Origin of the sequence: Muricauda sp. SCSIO 64092, from assembly GCF_023016285.1 — a bacterium.
In the GTDB taxonomy this organism is placed as follows: Bacteria; Bacteroidota; Bacteroidia; order Flavobacteriales; family Flavobacteriaceae; genus Croceivirga.
Genome location: NZ_CP095413.1, coordinates 4602501 through 4621856 on the forward strand (window position 1 = coordinate 4602501; position 19356 = coordinate 4621856).

16 protein-coding genes (1 of these 16 cut by a window edge) are annotated in these 19356 nt (G+C 39.8%); 4 read left to right on the top strand and 12 right to left on the bottom strand.

The features are described from left to right. The 3 genes from trhA to L0P88_RS19135 all read left to right on the top strand — a co-directional run. A protein-coding gene (gene trhA / locus L0P88_RS19125; protein ID WP_247131493.1) for a PAQR family membrane homeostasis protein TrhA crosses the window boundary here: on the top strand, window positions 1-563 show its 3' portion. The gene continues 70 nt to the left of window position 1, outside the view; the window shows 563 of its 633 coding nt (coding positions 71-633); its start codon lies off the left edge, out of view; the stop codon is at window positions 561-563. A 149-nt stretch (window positions 564-712) separates the two neighbouring features. Further along, window positions 713-1399, top strand: a complete 687-nt coding sequence (locus tag L0P88_RS19130; protein ID WP_247131494.1) for a phosphatase PAP2 family protein — start codon at window positions 713-715, stop codon at window positions 1397-1399. A gap of 8 nt (window positions 1400-1407) precedes the next feature. Continuing rightward, on the top strand, window positions 1408-2979 hold the full coding sequence (locus L0P88_RS19135) for an ArnT family glycosyltransferase (protein ID WP_247131495.1): 1572 nt from the start codon (window positions 1408-1410) through the stop codon (window positions 2977-2979). On the opposite strand, the gene L0P88_RS19140 is transcribed toward L0P88_RS19135, so the two are convergent. Further along, a complete protein-coding gene (locus tag L0P88_RS19140; RefSeq protein WP_247131496.1) occupies window positions 2967-3638 on the bottom strand; it encodes a ZIP family metal transporter in 672 nt (223 codons plus the stop codon). The two genes, L0P88_RS19135 and L0P88_RS19140, sit on opposite strands and share 13 nt — an antisense overlap. A gap of 61 nt (window positions 3639-3699) precedes the next feature. On the opposite strand from L0P88_RS19140, the gene L0P88_RS19145 reads away from it, so the two are divergent. Further along, on the top strand, window positions 3700-4854 hold the full coding sequence (locus L0P88_RS19145; protein ID WP_247131497.1) for a class I SAM-dependent RNA methyltransferase: 1155 nt from the start codon (window positions 3700-3702) through the stop codon (window positions 4852-4854). Window positions 4855-4959: 105 nt separating this feature from the next. On the opposite strand, the gene L0P88_RS19150 is transcribed toward L0P88_RS19145, so the two are convergent. The 11 genes from L0P88_RS19150 to L0P88_RS19200 form a co-directional block, all read right to left on the bottom strand. Beyond that, window positions 4960-7179, bottom strand: a complete 2220-nt coding sequence (locus tag L0P88_RS19150) for a DUF349 domain-containing protein (protein ID WP_247131498.1) — start codon at window positions 7177-7179, stop codon at window positions 4960-4962. A gap of 142 nt (window positions 7180-7321) precedes the next feature. Next, window positions 7322-8074 (bottom strand): shikimate dehydrogenase family protein, encoded by a 753-nt coding sequence (locus L0P88_RS19155; protein ID WP_247131499.1) that lies wholly within the window; start codon window positions 8072-8074, stop codon window positions 7322-7324. Then, window positions 8052-9065 carry a DUF368 domain-containing protein gene (locus L0P88_RS19160; protein WP_247131500.1) on the bottom strand — a complete coding sequence of 338 codons (1014 nt, stop codon included), beginning with the start codon at window positions 9063-9065 and terminating at the stop codon, window positions 8052-8054. Before L0P88_RS19160 ends, L0P88_RS19155 begins: the two co-directional genes overlap by 23 nt. A gap of 15 nt (window positions 9066-9080) precedes the next feature. Continuing rightward, window positions 9081-9995 carry a DUF368 domain-containing protein gene (locus L0P88_RS19165; RefSeq protein WP_247131501.1) on the bottom strand — a complete coding sequence of 305 codons (915 nt, stop codon included), beginning with the start codon at window positions 9993-9995 and terminating at the stop codon, window positions 9081-9083. Between the two features lie 21 nt (window positions 9996-10016). Beyond that, a complete protein-coding gene (locus L0P88_RS19170) occupies window positions 10017-11417 on the bottom strand; it encodes a tetratricopeptide repeat protein (protein ID WP_247131502.1) in 1401 nt (466 codons plus the stop codon). Between the two features lie 101 nt (window positions 11418-11518). Then, a complete protein-coding gene (locus L0P88_RS19175; protein ID WP_247131503.1) occupies window positions 11519-12703 on the bottom strand; it encodes an aspartate aminotransferase family protein in 1185 nt (394 codons plus the stop codon). A 55-nt stretch (window positions 12704-12758) separates the two neighbouring features. Beyond that, window positions 12759-14429, bottom strand: coding sequence for an OstA-like protein (locus L0P88_RS19180; RefSeq protein ID WP_247134903.1), 1671 nt, complete (start codon window positions 14427-14429; stop codon window positions 12759-12761). Window positions 14430-14973: 544 nt separating this feature from the next. Further along, window positions 14974-15621, bottom strand: coding sequence for a hypothetical protein (locus L0P88_RS19185; RefSeq protein ID WP_247131504.1), 648 nt, complete (start codon window positions 15619-15621; stop codon window positions 14974-14976). A 6-nt stretch (window positions 15622-15627) separates the two neighbouring features. Continuing rightward, the gene (locus L0P88_RS19190; protein ID WP_247131505.1) at window positions 15628-16257 is read right to left on the bottom strand and encodes a hypothetical protein; all 630 of its coding nucleotides are present in this window, start codon (window positions 16255-16257) and stop codon (window positions 15628-15630) included. Window positions 16258-16297: 40 nt separating this feature from the next. Beyond that, window positions 16298-17830: a hypothetical protein gene (locus tag L0P88_RS19195; protein WP_247131506.1), complete on the bottom strand. Its 1533-nt coding sequence runs from the start codon at window positions 17828-17830 to the stop codon at window positions 16298-16300. Between the two features lie 10 nt (window positions 17831-17840). Then, a complete protein-coding gene (locus L0P88_RS19200; protein ID WP_247131507.1) occupies window positions 17841-19175 on the bottom strand; it encodes a hypothetical protein in 1335 nt (444 codons plus the stop codon). Between the last annotated feature and the right edge of the window lie 181 nt (window positions 19176-19356).

Here is a 19356-nt window from a genome sequence, read left to right on the forward strand (position 1 = left end):
TTGTGCTAGGCGTGTTGGGGATGCTTTTCCTTTTGGACAAACAAATTGGGACCCGTCAATTTTGGCCAGTTTTAATTTACGGTGTTTCAGTAATCTTACTCTTTTCGGCCTCCACTTGGTACCATAGTGTCCAAAATCCCAGTTTAAAAAGGAAGCTTCGGGTATTGGATCATATCAGCATCTACTATCTCATTGCCGGGACATACACACCTGTATGTCTTTGGATATTGGAGGGTTCCCGAGGTTTTCTACTGCTTTGCCTTGTATGGGGCATTGCTGTTTTTGGAACTTTTCTTAAACTATTCTTTACAGGAAAGTTCGAAGTGTTTTCCTTGTTGCTTTACGGGGTCATGGGATGGTTGATCGTCATTGATTTGGGGTATTTAATGGAGAACACTTCCAAAACTGAACTGCTCTTTCTGGCCCTTGGAGGAGCCTTCTATACCATAGGGATACTTTTTTATGCCACTAAAAAGATTCCCTTTAACCATTTAATTTGGCATTTTTTTGTGTTGGGCGGGGCAATAAGCCACTGGCTTATGGTTTGTACTATAATTGAGTGATTATATTAAAGGACCATTAACCCAATATTTCAAAAAAGTTACAGTGGATTAATCCTTATATTTTGGAAAGGATTATTTAAAAAATACTTAATTCCTTTCGCCATCCTTGAAGATCGATGCATCATAATTTTGTAGTAAACCTTATTGTGATGCGATTGGTTTTCGACAGGTTAGCTCCTTTTTTCCTCGCTTTTGCGGTGCTGGTTCCCTTTTTGTTTGTGGATAGCATTGACTTCATGATTATGGTGAATGGATTTCGAACACCATTTTGGGATATGTTTTTTGTTAAGTCCAGTGCCCTTGGACATACCATTACGGTTGTTTTTGCCCTATTGCTAGTGCTCCGATTCCGGTTCAAATGGTTAGCGATTTTTCTACTGGCTTTTCTTATTCAGGTTTTTATGGTTGTTCTCTTTAAAAAGGGGATATATCATGACGAATTACGTCCCTACCTCTATTTTAAGTATTTGGATATGCTAAATCTGATTTCGTTGGTCGATGGTGTGAAAATGCGTCATGTGAATACGTTTCCCTCTGGTCACACCGCCACCATATTCTTTTTGGTGTCCTTTTTTGCCATTCTTGCCAGGAACAAAGTGGCGTCATGGGTACTTCTAATGGTTGGTCTTTTGGTAGGTTTTTCCAGAATATACCTTTTCCAACATTGGTATATGGACGTGTATTTTGGAATGTTATTTGGAGTGGCATCATCCATAATTGCCTATCTGTATATTAAGTCAAACCCCAAAAAATGGCATGCCCGGCAATTGCAAACAGATTATAAGATTTGGATTAGGCACACCCAAAATGCTGTAAGGCAGTTATTTAATTATTAGTTGGTCCCATGGCTTTCTTGGAAAAGTATGCTTCATGGATTGTTTTCCTTAGCGCTTTGTTCATCTGTACCTCTTTTATAGGATGGTATCCCGTCTATATTTTGGATGAAGCACGAAATGCGGAAGCTGCACGGGAAATGTATGTAAATGGCGATTATATCGTTCCCTTTTTTAATGGAGCGCTACGTACCGACAAACCACCATTGCATTATTATTTTATGGCCCTTGGCTATGAACTGTTTGGAATATCCGCATTTGGGGCTCGTTTTTTTTCCGGGGTTTTTGGGGCACTCACCATATTGGTCACTTTCCTTTTTGCCAGAAAACAGTTGGGTTTTCAATCGGCTTCTTTGAGTGTGGTCATTTTATCATCATCGTTGTTTTTTGTGCAGGAGTTTCATTTGGCGGTACCTGACCCTTATCTGATTTTCTTCGTTTCATCTGCGCTGTTCTGCTTTTACGAGTTTTATGATTCGGGCAATAAAAAATGGCTTCTATGGGCCTATACGGGCATAGGTTTGGGCATTTTGACCAAAGGTCCCGTTGCCATTGTGCTTCCTGGACTATCGGTTTTTCTTTTTCTAATCTTGAAAAGGGCGCTCAATTTTAAAAATGTCATGGCCTTCAGGCCCATTTTAGGTGTGTTGTTGTCATTAACGATAGCCATACCTTGGTATTATCTCGTTCATGAGGCTACCAATGGGGAATGGACAAAGGGATTCTTTTTGGACCACAACATAAATCGCTTTAATTCCGGAAAAGAAGGACATGGTGGGCTTTTTCTCCTGACCCCACTTTTTGTTTTTTTGGGAATGCTTCCTTTTTCAATTTTTTTAATTCAGGCTTTTTCCAAAGCGTGGAGGGAAAGGAAGCAAAATGATTTTCAGTTATTTGCGGCTGTAGTTTCCCTGGTCACCATTACATTCTTTAGTGTGGCGAGTACAAAGCTGCCCAACTATCCCATGCCATGTTATCCTTTTATTGCCATTATCATTGCGCGGTTCTTAAGGGAAGTAGGTACTAATAAGCCCCCATTTAAATCGCTCAAGTACAGTGTGTTTTTTTTGATTTTCATTTCTATTTTGCTGCCCATAGGAGGTTATATGGCCTTGAACCTGGAAAAAACACTCCATGAAGTACGATGGGTCGCCTTTTTACTTTCCGTTTTGACCATTACCTCTCTTTTTGCAGGGTTCTTTTTTAAGAAAGCGGCATACAAGAGAATGATTTTAAGTATTGCCCTGGGATGGGGTTTCATGGGCCTTGTATTGTTTGGTGTGATTTATCCTATGTTCACAATGAAAAGCCCAACGGTTTTGGCTTCGAAAATCATTGGGGAAAATTCTGATGTAGTGGTATATCAGCGTTTTGATAGTGCATTTCCATTTCACTTCAACCGTACCTTTACGGTGGTACATACCCTAAAGGAATTGGAAGATTATTTAGCGAAACATCCACATGGATATATTCTCACCAATACCAGAAATACCGAAAGTCTTTTGAAGTTACGGCAATTTAACCTGATTATGGAACAAAAAGCCCTTTTCGAAAACCATACTACCCGCATTTATAAAAAATAGGCAATTCCAAATCCCAAGATGACCACTATAAGCTTTTTGAGGTCAAACGAATGCCCTTTGGCGCTTTCAAAAAGAATAACTGTGGAAATGTGAAGAAAGACCCCAACCACCAATGCCACCATCTGGGTTTTGTAGGTCGAAATAAAGGTAGTTTCCGAGGCCAAATAACTACCCAAAGGGGTCATAAGGGCAAATAGCAGTATAAAAATGATAGTCAAACCCCGGTTCAATTTGGAGTTCACCAAAAACATGGAAAGAATAATGGCCACGGGTATTTTGTGCACCAGTATTCCATAGAGGATTCCGTTTTCCCCAGAAATGGGTATCCCTTCAATTAGGGCGTGCAGTGATAGACTGATGAACAATATCGTTGGAAATTGATTTTTGTCCAGTTGCCAATGCATATGACCATGTTCGGCACCTTTGGAGAAAAACTCAAGGAAGAGCTGAAGTAAGACCCCAATCAATATGAATAGGGTATTGGTTTTTGGATTTCCTTTACTGTAGACTTCGGGAACCAATTCAAAAAAAGTAAGTGCCAATAAAAAGGCCCCACTAAAAGCCAGTAAGAGCTTTATATTGGTTTGTTTCCTTGGTTTGGTCAATAGTACTAGCCCGTAGCTTGCAAGTACGGTAAGTACAAGTATTAGGTAATTCATGTATTAGGTAGGTGTTGAAGCCTTAAAATTACCCTATTTTTGGAACATTCAGGATATGGATATGGGAGGTAATTTTAAAATGTTGGCCAAGACGTTGTTTGGTTTTGAACCCTTACTGGCCAAAGAGTTGAGAAACCTTGGGGCCAGTAATGTCAGGGAGGGTAATCGTATGGTCACCTTTGAGGGGGATACCGGTTTTATGTACAAGGCCAATTTGTGCTTGCGAACGGCCCTAAAAGTGTTCAAGCCCCTACATAAATTCAAGGTTACCAATGAAAAACAATTCTATAGGGAACTGTACCAGATGGATTGGCCTTCGATTTTTAAACCGGACAGGACCTTTGCTTTTGATACAACCATGCATACCGAGGTTTTTAAAAACTCCATGTTTGTTTCCTTAAAAGCCAAAGATGCCCTTGTGGATAAATTTAGGGCGATGGGCCTACAACGTCCCAATGTGGATTCGCAGTACGCCCATGTGCGAATCAATATTCATATTCAGGATACATTTTGCACGGTTTCCCTGGACAGTTCAGGAAATTCCCTGCATCAAAGGGGCTACAGGAAGGCGGTGAATATTGCCCCTATTAATGAGGTGCTGGCAGCGGGTTTACTTTTAATGAGTGGCTGGGATGGTAGAACACATTTTTTGGATCCCATGTGTGGTAGCGGGACATTACTGATAGAGGCCGCCATGATTGCCTGCAATATTCCGGCAAATATCAATCGCGATCACTATGCCTTTATGAACTGGAATGATTTTGACCAGGAATTGTTCCAAAAAATTGTGGAATCCAGTTTGAACAGGACACGCGATTTTCACCATAGGATTTTGGGGTATGATAAAGCACCATCAGCGGTCCGAAAAACCATTGAAAATGTACAACATGCAAATCTATCGGAATACGTGACGATAGAGCGAAAGGATTTTTTTAGGACGGAAAAACCCAATAGCGGACCCCTACATATGGTGTTCAATCCTCCGTATGGGGAACGATTGAATGTTGATATCCCCACTTTCTATGGAAAGCTGGGGGATACCTTAAAACGGCATTATCCAAATACCAATGCTTGGTTTATTACCTCCAATACGGAAGCCTTAAAATATGTAGGGTTGCGCCCTTCCAAAAAGGTCAAGGTATTTAACGGCAAATTGGAATCCAGACTGGTGTTCTATGAGATGTACGAGGGCAGCCGAAAAAAGAAATCAGAATAGACCTGCACCCCCGGAAACTGCTTCTTGGAAATACGGGCCACTTCCACTTTGTTGACCGAGTTGACCATAATTGGAAGCAGGATTTTCATCTAAAAAAAATGAAATCTATTCCTCCTCGTCGGCGCTTTCACCATCAAATTCCCCTTTTACCAATTTGTTCTCCATAATATTCAGGTTCTTCAACTTGGCTTTCCAGGTCTCCAGGGATTCTTTGTGTCTAGCAATGTTATTATGGACTTCCTTTACCAAAGGACTGCCCTCTGAAGCATTTGAAAAAAACAAAAGGTTGTTTTCCAACTGGCGGATTTCGCTTTTGCTCTCATCAATCTTTTTTCTTATAAAGGCACGTTCATTGCTGATGGCCCTTTCGTTATTATCCGCTTTTGCGAGTTGTTTTATTTTGTCCCCATATTTTAAAAGTTCGGACTCTTGCCTACTGACGTCCAATTTTTTGAAAAGGGCATCAATTATTTTATTGAACTTTCCGTTAATATGTCTTTTATTGTACGGCACATGTCCTATGGACTTCCATTCTGCGATATAGTCCTTGATTTTTGGTAAATCTTTCTGCTTATCCCCACTCAATTGGAACCTTTTTAACCGTTCCAAGCAACTGTTTTTGGCCTCATAATTGGCATACTCCGTTTTTTGGGTAGCGTTCCTCTGGGAATGGAGGCGATTGAAATAATGGTTGCAGGCATCCTTAAATTCATTCCAAATCTTGTCCGAATATTTTCTTGGGACATGGCCAATTTTTTTCCATTCGTTCTGGATACGTTTCATTTCCGGAGTGGCCACTTCATAATCATCGCTGTCCTTTAAGGTTTGGGCAATCTCCAAAAGTTTACGCTTTTTCTCAAGGTTATGGTGTTGTTCGTTTTTAAGTTCCTTGTAAAAGGTATTTTTATTTCGATTGAATTCCCTTACCGCTTCCTTAAACTTCGCCCAGGTTTCTTCATTGGACTTTTGGGGAACTTTGCCTGCTTTAAAAAAGCTTTCCCTTAGTTCCTCTACCTGTTTGATTTGGGCTTGGATTTCCCTATGGTTTTTTGCGACGTTCCCGGCTACTTCCTGAATTTGGGCAATGATTTCATTCTTTTTTTCAAGGTTATTTTCATAATTGGCCTCCAAAGCTGCAAAATGCTGCTGTCTGCGTAAGTGCATGGCTTTTGTGGCCGCACTGAAGCGTTCCCATATTTCTTCCCTTTGTTCCTTGGAAACGGGGCCTATTTCTTCTTTCCAAATCTTATGTAAGGTTTGGAGTTCCCTGAACGCCTTTCCTAAATCGGATTCTTGTTGTAAGGCCTCGGCCCGTTCGATCAATTTTAGTTTTTCCTCAAGATTATGTTTGAAGTCGAGGTCACGTAATTCCCGATTCAGATGAAGAAAATCATAAAAAATCTCTACGTGGTGGTGATAGGTGCGCCAAACATCATTGTAATTGTTGCGGGGAATAGGTCCTGCATTGCGCCATTTCTCCTGAATTTCCTTGAAATTCTTATAGGTGGTGTTGATGTCCTCCTCAACATTCACCAATCCTTTTAACTCCTCAATGAGCAACAACCGATTTTGCAGATTCTGCTTTAACTGCTGTTCCAGGTTCCTGTAATAGGTATCCCGTTTTTCACGGAATTCCTTATACACTTCATTGAACTGTCTTTTGGTTACGGAATTGTACCTAAAATCTATTTCATTGCCCCCACCTGCTACAAACTCCTCCTTTTTATGCTCAATAAACTCTTGGAATTTTAGGTCAAATTCATTTTTAATTGAATTTATATGTTTGTTTATGGCCTGCACCTTTTCATTCCTAACCAAACGTTGCAGTTCCCCTACCAGGTTTTCCATACTCATGGCATGGTAGTCCAAAAAAGGAATATGGTGTCTTTTCTCGTTGTCCGTATCTTCTGCATCTTCTGCATTTTCCTGATCAATTTCCTCCTGCGCTTCTTCTGAAGAAGCTTCCGTGGAGTCCCCTTGATTTTCAGAAACTACGGCAGTGTCATTTTCATGGGTGGAATCCTCTAATTTCTGATCAACATTTTTCTGGTCAATTTCCTCCTGCGCTTCTTTGGAGTCCCCTTGATTTTCAGAAACTATGGTAGCGTCATTTTCATGGGTGGAATCCTCTAATTTCTGATCAACATTTTCCTGATCAATTTCCTCCTGAGCTTCTTCTGAAGAAGCTTCTTTGGAGTCCCCTTGATTTTCAGAAACTATGGCAGCGTCATTTTCATGCGTGGAATTCCCTAATTCCTGATCAACATTTTCCGATTGTGTTTGCCCCCCAACAGTTTCCTGTGGTTTTTGTTCTTCATTGTCCATCACGATGTTCTTTAAAGGTTAGCTTGATGGCGATATACGGTAAGTTAACAAGAAAACCTACCATAGACAAAAGTAAGGATTCTTCTTTTGGATTAAGTTATGGCGTATTTTGATAATAAACTAAGGATTGGATGGTTTTGACTCATGGGGAATTCCAAATCCCCCAGGCTTTTTCTGCTTGCAGTTCCAACATTGAAAGTCCATTTTTAATGGTGGCCCCTCTTTTTTTTCCTTCGGACAAAAAGGCTGTTTCAGGTGGGTTGTAAATCAAATCGAACAAAATATGCGTTTCATTCAAATGGACATAGGGAATTTGCGGTTTTTGATCGCTATGGGGATGTGTTCCCACGGGACTGCAGTTTATAATCAATTGATACTCCTTAAAATGGCTTTTTTTAAGCTGGGAATAGTGCAATTGATCTCTTGAGGGGGTCCTGGAAACATATCGATATTCAATTCCCAACTGCTCCAAAACAAAGGTAATGGCCTTGGAAGCTCCACCGGTGCCCAGGACCAAAGCTTTTTTATGATGTTCTTTTAGCAATGGGTATAGGGATTCCTTAAAGCCAAAAGCATCGGTATTGAACCCTATCAATCCATCTTTTGTAAATTTTATGGTATTGACGGCACCTATTATTTTTGCCTCACTATCCAGTTGGTGCAAATAGGGTATGATTTCTTCCTTATAAGGAATGGTAACATTAAGTCCCTTAAGGTGTTTTTGTTCACTAACGTTCTTGAATTGGGAAAGGTCGTCCAGATCAAAGTTTTCATAGCTATGGTCCCGTAAGTTCAGTGCTTGAAACTTTTTGGTGAAATATACTTTGGAGAAAGAATACGAAATACCTTTCCCGACCAATCCAAATCGATATTTATGTTTTTCGGTTTCTTCCATACCAATCCAAACTCAATAATATAAAAATGCCAAAAAAGATAAAAAATATTGCACCCCAAGTGTCCATATCCGAAATATTGGGCCAATAGCGTTCATAGTTCAAAATAATCGGGTCCTTATTGGAATCCAGCAGGACGGTTCCAAAGGTATCCGTTTTAAAAATGGTCTTTTTCCATGGCCAGAGGACACCCAGGGAACCCGTAATAAAACCAATGATTATAGCGGTGGTCACTTTTTTATGATGTTTTAGCAAATACCCTAAAAAATGGGACAAAGTGACCAAACCTGTTGCAGAACCCAATGTAAACACGGCCAGTATCTTCAGGATGTTCAAACGTTCCTGGTTCTTCAAAAAACTAAAATCCCCGTTAAAGACTTCAGAGAAAGTGTCGTATAAGCTGTTGACGGAATCCACCAATAACAGCACATAGTTTCCCAATAGGATCAGAATAAAGGAACCTGAAAGCCCAGGTAAGGTCATCCCGGAAACACTGATGATACCACAGAAAAAAATGAAGATCAGGTTGTCGTTTTCCGTTGCCGGACTTAAAAAGCTGATGGAAATCCCAACAATGAGTCCAATTAAGCCCGCGCCAATGGTCTTTTTGTTCCATCCCTTGAAGTCTTTTGAAATGTAGTAAATGGAACCAATGATCATTCCAAAAAAAGCGGCCCAAACATAGAGTTCCTTTTTTTCAAGAAAAAAGTCCAACAGCCTGGAAACACTAAAGTAGCTGATTAACATTCCAGCAATCAACAGGATCAAAAATGTGGCGTTGGTATATTGGTAAAACGCTTTGAACCTCCCATTAAAAAGTAACTTCAGTGCTTTTAGGTTTACCTTTTGTAAGGAATAGATAAATTCTTCATAGAACCCCCAGACAAAGGCTACAATTCCCCCTGAGACCCCGGGAACCTTATTGGCCGCTCCCATAAAAAGTCCCTTGATGACAAGATATACCTTGTCCCATAACGTTCTTGGTTTGCGCATAGAAAAAAGTACCGGCTATTTCTTGGAGGCCAGTCTTTCGAGTATAAAAATAAGTGAAAATCCCGCTATAGCTAGGCCAATTGATGCAAATAGCTGTGGGTCACCATCAAACTGATTGGGAAGTACGTTCTGAAAATCGACATCTATGGATTTTCCATCGAATACCCTGGTTTCCAAGACCTTTTTCCAGGGCCAGATTTTGTTTAGGGAACCTATAATAAAACCAGTGAGTAGGGCCAAAGTAGCATTATGATAGTTTTTGAACATCCATTTAAGCAGCTTTGCGAAGCTCAACAGTCCAAAGATGGCGCCAATGGCAACAGTACCGACCAGTAAGAAATCCCATTCGTGGGCAGCGTCCAAAATGGTTTTATAACTTCCCAGGAGCACAAGGATAAAAGCACCGGAGATACCTGGGAGAATCATGGCACAGACAGCCAAGGCCCCGGAAAGAAATAGGTAGGGAAGGCTATCCACATTTTCACTTGGCGGTAGTGTGGTAATAAAATAGGCAATGGCTGTACCTATTATTGCAATCAATATGGTTGCAATGCTCCATTTTTTGATTTCCTTTCCCACCAAAAAGATACTGGCCAAAACCAAGCCGAAGAAAAATGACCAAAGCAGGACCGGCTCATTCTCCAATAACCAACTAAGAAATTTGGCCAAACTCAGTACGCTTATAAAAATGCCAAGAAACAAGGATGCCAAAAAATTACCATTAAGCTTTTTCCAAAGTGCACCGAAACCCTCTTTTCGCCAAACGGTCATCAAAGAAGGTTTGATATTGTTTATGGAGGTAATGAGTTCTTCATAAATTCCAGAGATAAAAGCGATTGTTCCCCCGGAAACCCCAGGAACCACATCTGCGGCGCCCATAGCCATACCTTTAAGGGTAACTATGGTATAGTCAATTAGCTTACGAGCCATACATCAAGAATTAGGGAATGGTTAGGTAGATGCCTTTTTATTGGTTTTTATGCTTTCCTGCACCCATTTTAATTTTTCGAATTCTGGGTACAGTTGCAAAAATAAAACAGATTTTCCTGGATTTAATTGTAAAGCAAGACCTAATTTTTCCTTGGCCAATGGGGTATTTTCGGTTTTGAGGTATAGCCCTGGGAGTTGATAGTTCAGTTTGGCATCTTCGGGATAAAATTCAAGACCCTGAAGCACAACTTGCAGGGCGGATTCATAATCCTTCAACTTAATGAGGATGGAGGCCCAGTTTTTCCAGGTATCCAACTCATAATTCCCCAATTCCACGGTCTGTTTATATGCAAAATCCGCTTCATCATAGTTTTCCAGGATACTAAAGATTTCCGCATTTTTTTTCCAATACATCGGATTCTCTCCATCAATATTTATGGCTTTGTTGATGTAGTTCAATGCTTTTTTATAGTCCTTTAGCCTAAAATAGTACTCGGTTATGGCTAGCCAACCTTTGTCCAATAGGGGATCCTCGTGTACGGTATTGTAATAATAGTACTTGGCCAATTCGTCATTGCCCAATTTTTCATGACATTTTCCAATTCTTAAATAGGCGTGGGAAGTGGGGTCATCCATGGAAATGGTGGTCTCATAACATTCAATGGCCTCGTTATGCTTGCCTAAATTTTCCAATACCCTTCCCTTTTCAAAATAAGCCCCCAAGAAGGAATCATCCGAGATTATGGCAAAATCAAAGGTGGTGAGGGCTTCTTGGTACATTTCTTTGGAACAATACATTTTCCCCAACTGGTGCCAGGCCACTTCGCAGTAGGGATTGCGTTCCAAGTAATCATTTAGGTAATGGATCGCCCCTTCAAAATCCTCCAAAAACTCGAAACAATACACTACATTATAGAGTGAGGAATAATCCGTCTCATCATATTCCACACACTTCATAAAACATTGCTTGGCCTCTTCATAATTTTCCAGGAAGAGATGCTCCATTCCCAAGAGGGAATAAATATCAAAACTATCACTTGCCATGTGCAGTGCCTCCAAAAGCATTTGTATGGCACCCTGGTGATTATCCTGCTTGGACAGGATATTGGCCCTTTGAATGTAGATTTCCTCGTTAGTGGCATCCACTTCCTGTAATTGGTCAAGGATTCCTTCTGCTTTTTGAAATTGGTCTTCAAAAACCAGGACCTCAACCTTCAGCAACTTCAATTCAGCGGAATGCGGATGCTGTTGCAAACCGATTTGTATGGCTTTCTTTCCAAGGCCAACTTTTCCTTGGTTCAAATAGTAATGGATAATCTCCTCAAAATCCTCCGCGTCAAAAAAATAGACGTCATCCGTCTTAAGCATTGATTCGAATTTGATTATGGATTTATCAGGGTTTTCGCTAGGGTCTAACGCCATAGAAACAGGTTTGGTTTTACTATGGACTTAAAATTAGCCGTAAAATGAGCTGAATTCAGTCCAGGATTTGGGTTTGTTATCAACAAAGTAGTTAACAGTCTTTATATTTCATTTAAGATTTTGATGATTTTTTTACACCCCTGCTCAATTTCACTTTCGGAAATGGTCAATGGCGGGGAAATCCTTACTGCCCTTGGTTCAAACAAAAGCCAGAACAAAATCAAGTGTTCCCTGGCTGCCGTAAGCACAAGTTCGTTGGCGATTTTCGCATCATCAAAAATCAAGGCAAGCATCAATCCCTTACCCCGTATTTCCTTAATCAAAGGATGTACCAAAAGTGACCGAAAAAGGTTTTCCTTGGCCAATGTGGACGGAATAAGTTGACTTTCAGTCAATTCCTTTAAGGTGGCCAAACTGGCAGCAGCAATGACAGGATTACCCCCAAAAGTCGTTATATGTCCGAGTTTAGGATGTTCTTTGAGCATGGCCATATGGTGGTACGCCGCCACAAATGCACCACATGGCAATCCTGAAGCCATTCCCTTGCCAATGACCAGAATGTCCGGAACGGCCCCAAAGTGCTCAAAGGCGAAAAGTTTTCCCGTCCTACCAAAGCCGGGTTGTATTTCATCCAAAATTAAAAGTGCCCCTACCTCATCACATCGTTTCCTTACTTTTTGTAAATATCCGTTTTGGGGAAGTATAAATCCCGCTCCTCCCTGGATGGTTTCCAAGATTACTGCGGCGGTCTTCCGGGTTATATGTGCCAACTGATCCCCATCATTAAATTGAATGAACCTAATATCCGGTAGCAATGGTCTAAAGGCACTTTTACGTTCCTCAAATCCCATAACACTCAAACTACCCATCGTATTTCCATGGTAAGCATGATGCGCCGCTATGATCTGGGACCGACCGGTAACCCTTCGCGCCAATTTTAAGGCACCTTCAATAGCTTCCGTACCCGAATTGACCAAGTAAGTGGTTTCCAATGGTTTTGGTAACAAAGTTGATAACAATTTGGCGTAAGCCACAGCCGGCCCTTGTATATATTCCCCATAAACCATAACGTGCATATACTGTTTGGACTGTTCCTCAATGGCACTGATGACTTTGGGATGGCAATGCCCCAAACTGCAGGCGGATACTCCGGCCACAAAATCCAAATGGGCACCCCCTTGGGTATCGTAAATATAGCTGCCAGATGCATGGGATACCTCCATGGCCAAAGGATGCGCTGTGGTTTGGGCCTGGTATTTTAAGAAGTCTTGCTCTAGGTTTTCCATTCAGTGTATTGAAGGTTCTGGAAGGGAAGGTAGGAAGTACAGGGTGATTATGTTCCTACTTTTCCTGAACTATTTTTTTTGGTTTTGTCGCTTCCTTGTTTGCCCGTTTAAGTTTGGGTTGGGGACTTCCACCACCACTGCGTTCCTCTTCTTCGGCATCAATATCAATGGGTGCATCAATGCCTCTAATGCTGATCAGTTCAATGTTGTTATCGTCTTCATCAAAAATATCATCCTTGTTCCTGAGTTGTTCATCGCCCCTCCAAATAAATCCCTTTAGCCTTTTGGTATCAAAGGGCCAATCCTCCTCTGGATAAATATCGCCCTCTGGATCTATAAAGAATGTAATGTCCTCAATATCATTATTGGCCATTTCCAGTCGTATTTTACTGCAAATGGTTTTGTCGATTCCAATGAGTTCATTATCATCATTGTACAGATAATAGATGACTTCTGTATTCTTTATCAAGTCCACTATTTTTAGTTCATTTTCAATAAACTTACCAAATAGATCCTTGCCCTTGGCTTGATTGTACCCTTGTTTTCCAATGGTATCAAAAGCAATGATGAATGCATTATCGATGACGCGTAGGGAGTCCAATTTTTCGGTTTCCAAATCACTGATCAAATGGATACTGTCCCCAGTCATTTGATTGTCCATATTCCAAAGAATGGGATTGGTGACCAGTTTGGTTATCCCGGTCCGTTCCGAGGAATGAATGGAATCACACTTTCCACTCAAATCGGTCTTGAAAAATTTGGCATTTCTGAATGCCCTTAACCTTCGGTCCTCAGGGGGCCCGGTTACCATTAAGGTATCCCCGTGTATGTAAAGTGAATCTTGTTGTACCAAATTTACGGCTACGGCCCTTCTGGTGGCAAAAACAGAGTCCCGATCTTTAAAAACTTCGGCGTAATGTGCGCGAATGACCCCATCATTTATGGTATCCGTTACCCGGATGTTGTTGGTTGCGGAGGCGAAGGACGAAAGCTTATCAAAATACACGCTATCGCCTTCAATAATGCGATTACTATAGTTGATTTTGGTGTTTTTTACACCATAACCCTGTTCAATCTTGGTGTCATAAAAACCCCGCTCACAATAAATGGTATATTCCTCGCCCACTATGGTCGAAGGACCATACATGTAGGCATTCTTGGATTGCCTATAGTAATGCAATTGCTCTGAGTCAATGATATAATCCGGGTTGTCTATATGGACACTGTCCTGGAACTGTACCTTTTTGATTTCCATGAAATAGGTACCAATAATGCTCGTCAAGGTGTTTACGGAATCCACCACTTTTCCTCCCGAATTATAGTACGAACGCTGTTTTTCCCTATCAAAATATAGGGTATCCGTGGTCAATTTCATTTGACTGTCCGTAAGGTCCACATTTTCCCAGGCCCTGGCCAGTTTTATGTTTCCGTCATAATCCAGTTTGCCGCTGTTCATTTCAATGGAATCCCCCTGTTGCAACCGAACGTTGCCAATGGCCTTTAATTTGTTCTCCTGGGCATAGAAGATGGCAACATCACACCAAAGGTCAGCTCCTTGATGTTCAAATTGTACTTGCCGTTCATTATCCTTACTGAATATTGACGCCCCTGGGAACTGAGCTTCGTCTTTGGTAAAATTGGCCCCATAGACAATGTTTATCTGTCTTCCTTCAGGTTCTTGGCCAAGTACTGCTAAAAAAGAAAAGGAGAAAATTAAGAACGCCAGTCTTCTCAAACCCAAACAATTTTGGCCAAAAGTAGGGTTTTTACGTAACTTAGAAGAGTGGATTTAGAAAGGTTTAGGGTTTCGAGTACCTAACTCTTATACTTTAAATGACCTTTCTCCCAAGGGCTTAATATATTTTACTATACGGACATCATTAAGAATCCCAAATTTAATTCTCGATTAAAAAAGTGCTCATATCATTGTTTTCATTTAAACCATGAACGGTCAAGCTATTGTCGGTAATTTCATAAATGGGAATAACCTGAAATCTTTCTCCTTTGAGATAGAACGACAAGAAATGGATTTCACCAATGCTCTAATCTAAGTTCATCCCCTAGGACAGAATCAATCAATAAGTAGATACGGAACCTTATCGATATGCAATTCTTTATAAAAATTAATGAATTTTCAATTCCATTAAGTCTTCCAAAGTAATCACATTCAGCAGCTTTATCCATACTCCCCGTATTTTTCAAAAGAGTGTTTTTGAGTCTTACATGTGTACTTTTCAAACTAATCCGTCTGCCTTTTTCATCTATGTAATTCAAGATTGAACTCGCTCTATCACTATTTCGTCATAAATACCGTGAATACCATAAATTGTAAAGCTATCCTTTTTTATTTCCCTTATTGGAAAAGCGTAAATTCTACTATTTGAATTATAAAAACTCAAAAAGAATGTTTTGCCAAATCTTTCCAGACAGATTGAGTCAGCAGCTATCGGCGGGTTTTTGATGATAATAGGGTCGTCTGAAGATAAGTCTCTACCCAATTTAAATGATACACTGTCGTAGGGAAGCTCCATTTTGTAAATTTTATTTTCAAGACTATTAACAAAATTATTTTTATCTATAGTAGGTGTCAACCTCGAGAACCTAACTTTATAATTTTCTTCGAGATTTTTGCCGTAATTCGTTAGTTCAAAATTGTTTTCGTTATAAAACTTATAATCAATTTTTAAGGAATCATTTAAGACTAATATATTCTTCCTGCTAATATCAATCGTGCCTTTGTCCTTTAATTCGTCAAACTCATAGGAAAAAACACTGTCATTGGTTATCTCTACAATGTTGATAATAGGATAACTTATTGTATTAGGCATTTTAATTTGCATCCAAATATCTGTAATGTCCTGCGCACGAACCCCAATTATTGAGAAAAAGCAAAAAACAGCTATCAAGTATGAATTCATATAAAGCTAAATTAATTCTTCAATCTTATAATTTTCATTGCCAAAAACCCTGCAACCATCGCTATGTAAGGGATGAATTTTTTTAAAAAATGCATTTCCAATCGTATTCAATGGGTAATTGTATGGGTTTGGTAATTTTAGGTTATTCAACTCAATTTGTTGAATACTATGGGGAAGAAAAATAGGCTTTTCAAGAATCCCTTCTAACGTATTCTGAATTTTTAGGAATATACTTTTATATATATGATTTTCAGGAGAAACCCAAATCTCTTTTAGGTGTTGCTTTGGCAAAATGACCTTTAATGTTGGGTGGAATTCTTTGGTCTCTGTAATTTCTAATATCTGTATGGTGTAGATATTATGCAATAGGCTTACATAAAATTGAATTTGGGTAATGTCAAATGAGCCATTACCCAAATCTTGTGATAAATATACTTGTCCTCCGTAATTCGGAATAAATCCGAAAGTTATACCTTCGACATCGTTCTTAATTTTTTCGCTAATTGTTTTAAGAACCCCATTTTTCCAATAATTCTCATAATTGTTTTTATTTCCAATTTTATCGAGAATTAAGCTTTCAATATCACTTTGGGCATTGGACTCCAAACCATAATATTGGTTTAAAATACCGAACAACTTAGGAAATCTTGATTTTAAAATGATTAAATCGATAACACTAATCTTTACAGAATTTTATATTCGACACCTTAGAGCCGGAACAATGACCTGCCGAAGCTGTTGAACCAACCCTGAATTCCTGTAAAAGTATGTTTAAATTTCTGATTAAAATTGTGCCATATTCTGCATCGGTCAAATCTCTCCCCGCAGTGGCTTCATCAACGGATATAGCAGCTACAGCACTTGACCAGGCTGACTTAAGTCTTGTGGTCGCGCGATGATCAGGTATCTTTACCTTCTTACCATTAATTCTTTCAAAATTTGGAATTTCAATACAAATATTGGGTAGGGATATTGTGTTTGCGTAACCCACGGGAAAACCAAGGAAAGTACGAACTGCTTTTAAACGAAGATTTGTCATTGTGGTATAAAATGAATCTCCAATGTCACTCCATCTAAGTCCGCTACATATTTTGTTCTCATCTGGAGTGCCTAATATTGCTCGTGTGACATCTACTCTCGTCCTTGCAATATTGTTTTTATAATAAATCCAATTCGGGTGTCCATATAACTTAACAAAATAACTGTTGGGCTCGTTGGCGTAGTCTTCGCTGAAAACATAAGCACTTAAGGGAATCTCTGGGCCAAAATCCTCGGCCCATTTGTATAAAATGTCTTCACTCCACATTACGGGCGGTTTATACTTTGCGAGTTGGGAAGGTAAACATGTGAAATATGGGCTTGGGCAATAGATATTGGCATTTATCAAATAGGCGCTCATCAGAAATACCCTATCTTGCCAACCGCGTTTTTTGTAATCGTCAACCCTCATTTTACTTATACGATTTAACAAATAATCGTTTTGGGCCATTTCCTTCAAACCTTCAGCTCTTTTTTTGTTCAAAGCTGCTGCGTATAGCTTTTTCCCAAATGAATTGAAAGTACCGTCCCTAATTACTTTTGCATAGAACTTTGGGCCTGGGCCAGTGTCAACATCGTATTGAGCTAAATCGCCTTGGGCATAAGCGAAACCCTCAAGCTCTTGACAATAACCGCAATCTATCCAGTTATCTAAAACTGTATATTTTGTTATTTCGGATTTTGTTCTTTCTCGTCCATCCTGAGTCCAACGAAAGTTATTAAATGACAGCTTATTCGCTAATTCCACCGGTCCTTTATTTCCATACCTCCCTCCCTCATAAAACTTGAAGAACTCCTTTTGAGCAGTAGAAAATGAGGAATAATTTTTCCCCATCTGGCGGTTAATCTCTTTTCTAAAGGTTTCTTCTTGTTTTCTAAGCCACCTATCCAAAGCTGCTTTCTGCGCAGCTAACATTCTGTTTTCAAGAGCTAGAAGATTGTTGAAACTTGAAAAGGTTAAAGTGAAATTGAATTCACCGCTACTTTCACAGCATCCAGGATTCCCATATCTATCAACAATCCTGCCATCACCAGGACCTAAGCCAGCTCCATCGTCGTCATCTGCGTGTCTAAGAACAGGTTCGGGGTATCTTCTGAATTGGGCATTTAATTCGTTCATTTGGCCCATTACGATAATTAAAACCAAAAAATAAAGGATGTGTTTTTTCATGATGATTTGGTTATTCCTTAATGATGAGTTTGTTTTCCCTTTTTCCATTATAGCTTATGGATAAGGTGTAGGTGCCCTGTTGTGAAGGAAGTTTGTGGATTTCCAAGGTATGGTTCCCTTTTTCTCGGTACCCATCGAAAAGCACGTTGTGATAGGGTGCCGTATTGTAATAATTGGTTATTTCCACTTTAACGTTGGCCTCATGTGGCAATTCAAAATTTATTAGGCAATACTCTGGTACTGGGTTAGGGTATACCCTGATAAAATCAGAAGCTTGTTCGTTAAAGGCAGTATGGGCATCTTCACTAATGTTGATTTTCTTTTTGAGGACAAGTAATATAGGATTGGCCCGTTCCTTCCAGACAGGATGGAAGGCATTTAACCGACCAATCAATAGGTTTTCACCATTGTAGGGACACAGACGTAACTCCAGTGCCCTGATATCGGTCATCAAATGGGTAAAATTGGAATAATCGGTGAATTGTTTTTTGATTGGTACCGTTAGCTTTGCAAAGCTTAAACTCCCTGAACTATAAGTTCCTGTGTCCGTTGCAAGACTATCGGCAATTGTTATCTCGGTATGCAAACTTTCGTTGACGCCACCTCCCCTTTTAAATGAAAGTTGGATAGGGAGTGCCCTCAATGCTCTTTTCTTTGACCAATCCAGCTCAAAGTATTCGCCTTCCCAAGTCCCTTCAAGGATTTGGGTGTCAGGAACAACATGGAGGTTGGACAATCCATGAAGGTTTTCAATGGACGATCCGTTTATGAATTCAGAAAACTTATGCGATATTGCGCGAGGTGGTTGTTCATTTTTATATTGTTCCAAAAGAACTTTGCTGTTGTGGATGTCATTGGATTGTAACATTTTGATGGCTTTGGTCTTATTGGACTCACGGCCCAATCCTAGAAACTGCATTTTGGCCATCCAATGCTTCCCCATAGAGCTTTCACTTTTCTTGAACCATCGATATGCCTTGGTATAATCCTGTGGCACATCACCAAAGCCTTTAAGGTAGTAATAGCCTACGCTATAGGCAGCCTCTAGATTACCAAGCTCGTAGGATTTTTTAAATGATTTGATTGATTTTTTAAAATTTTGTTTTGTACCAATCCCATCTTTTTGGAGCATTCCGAGGTAATATAATGCCTCGGGATTACCAGAATCAGCCAAGGATTTGACTTCTGTAAAGTATTCTTTGGATTTTTTTCTTTCTTGGTTGGGGCTATACAAGTAATTTTCAATATCGTTGAAGGGATATTCTTGATTTGAACTATCTTCCTGTGCGTAGCCAACGTATAGGCTCCCAATTAGAAGTCCCAACAGCGTAAAGGTTTTTTTCATAAGGTTCCGTATTAATGGTTAGTAATGTACCATTGGAAAGACATTCGCATACTACTGGGATAGCTTATCTGCCCCATAGGTTATTTTTTTTGTTAAAATAACACGGTGGATTTAAGAATGACTGCGTGTATGCCTTTGAAATACTAAGGGGAATGCCTTGGTTTGAACAAAACTCACGGAT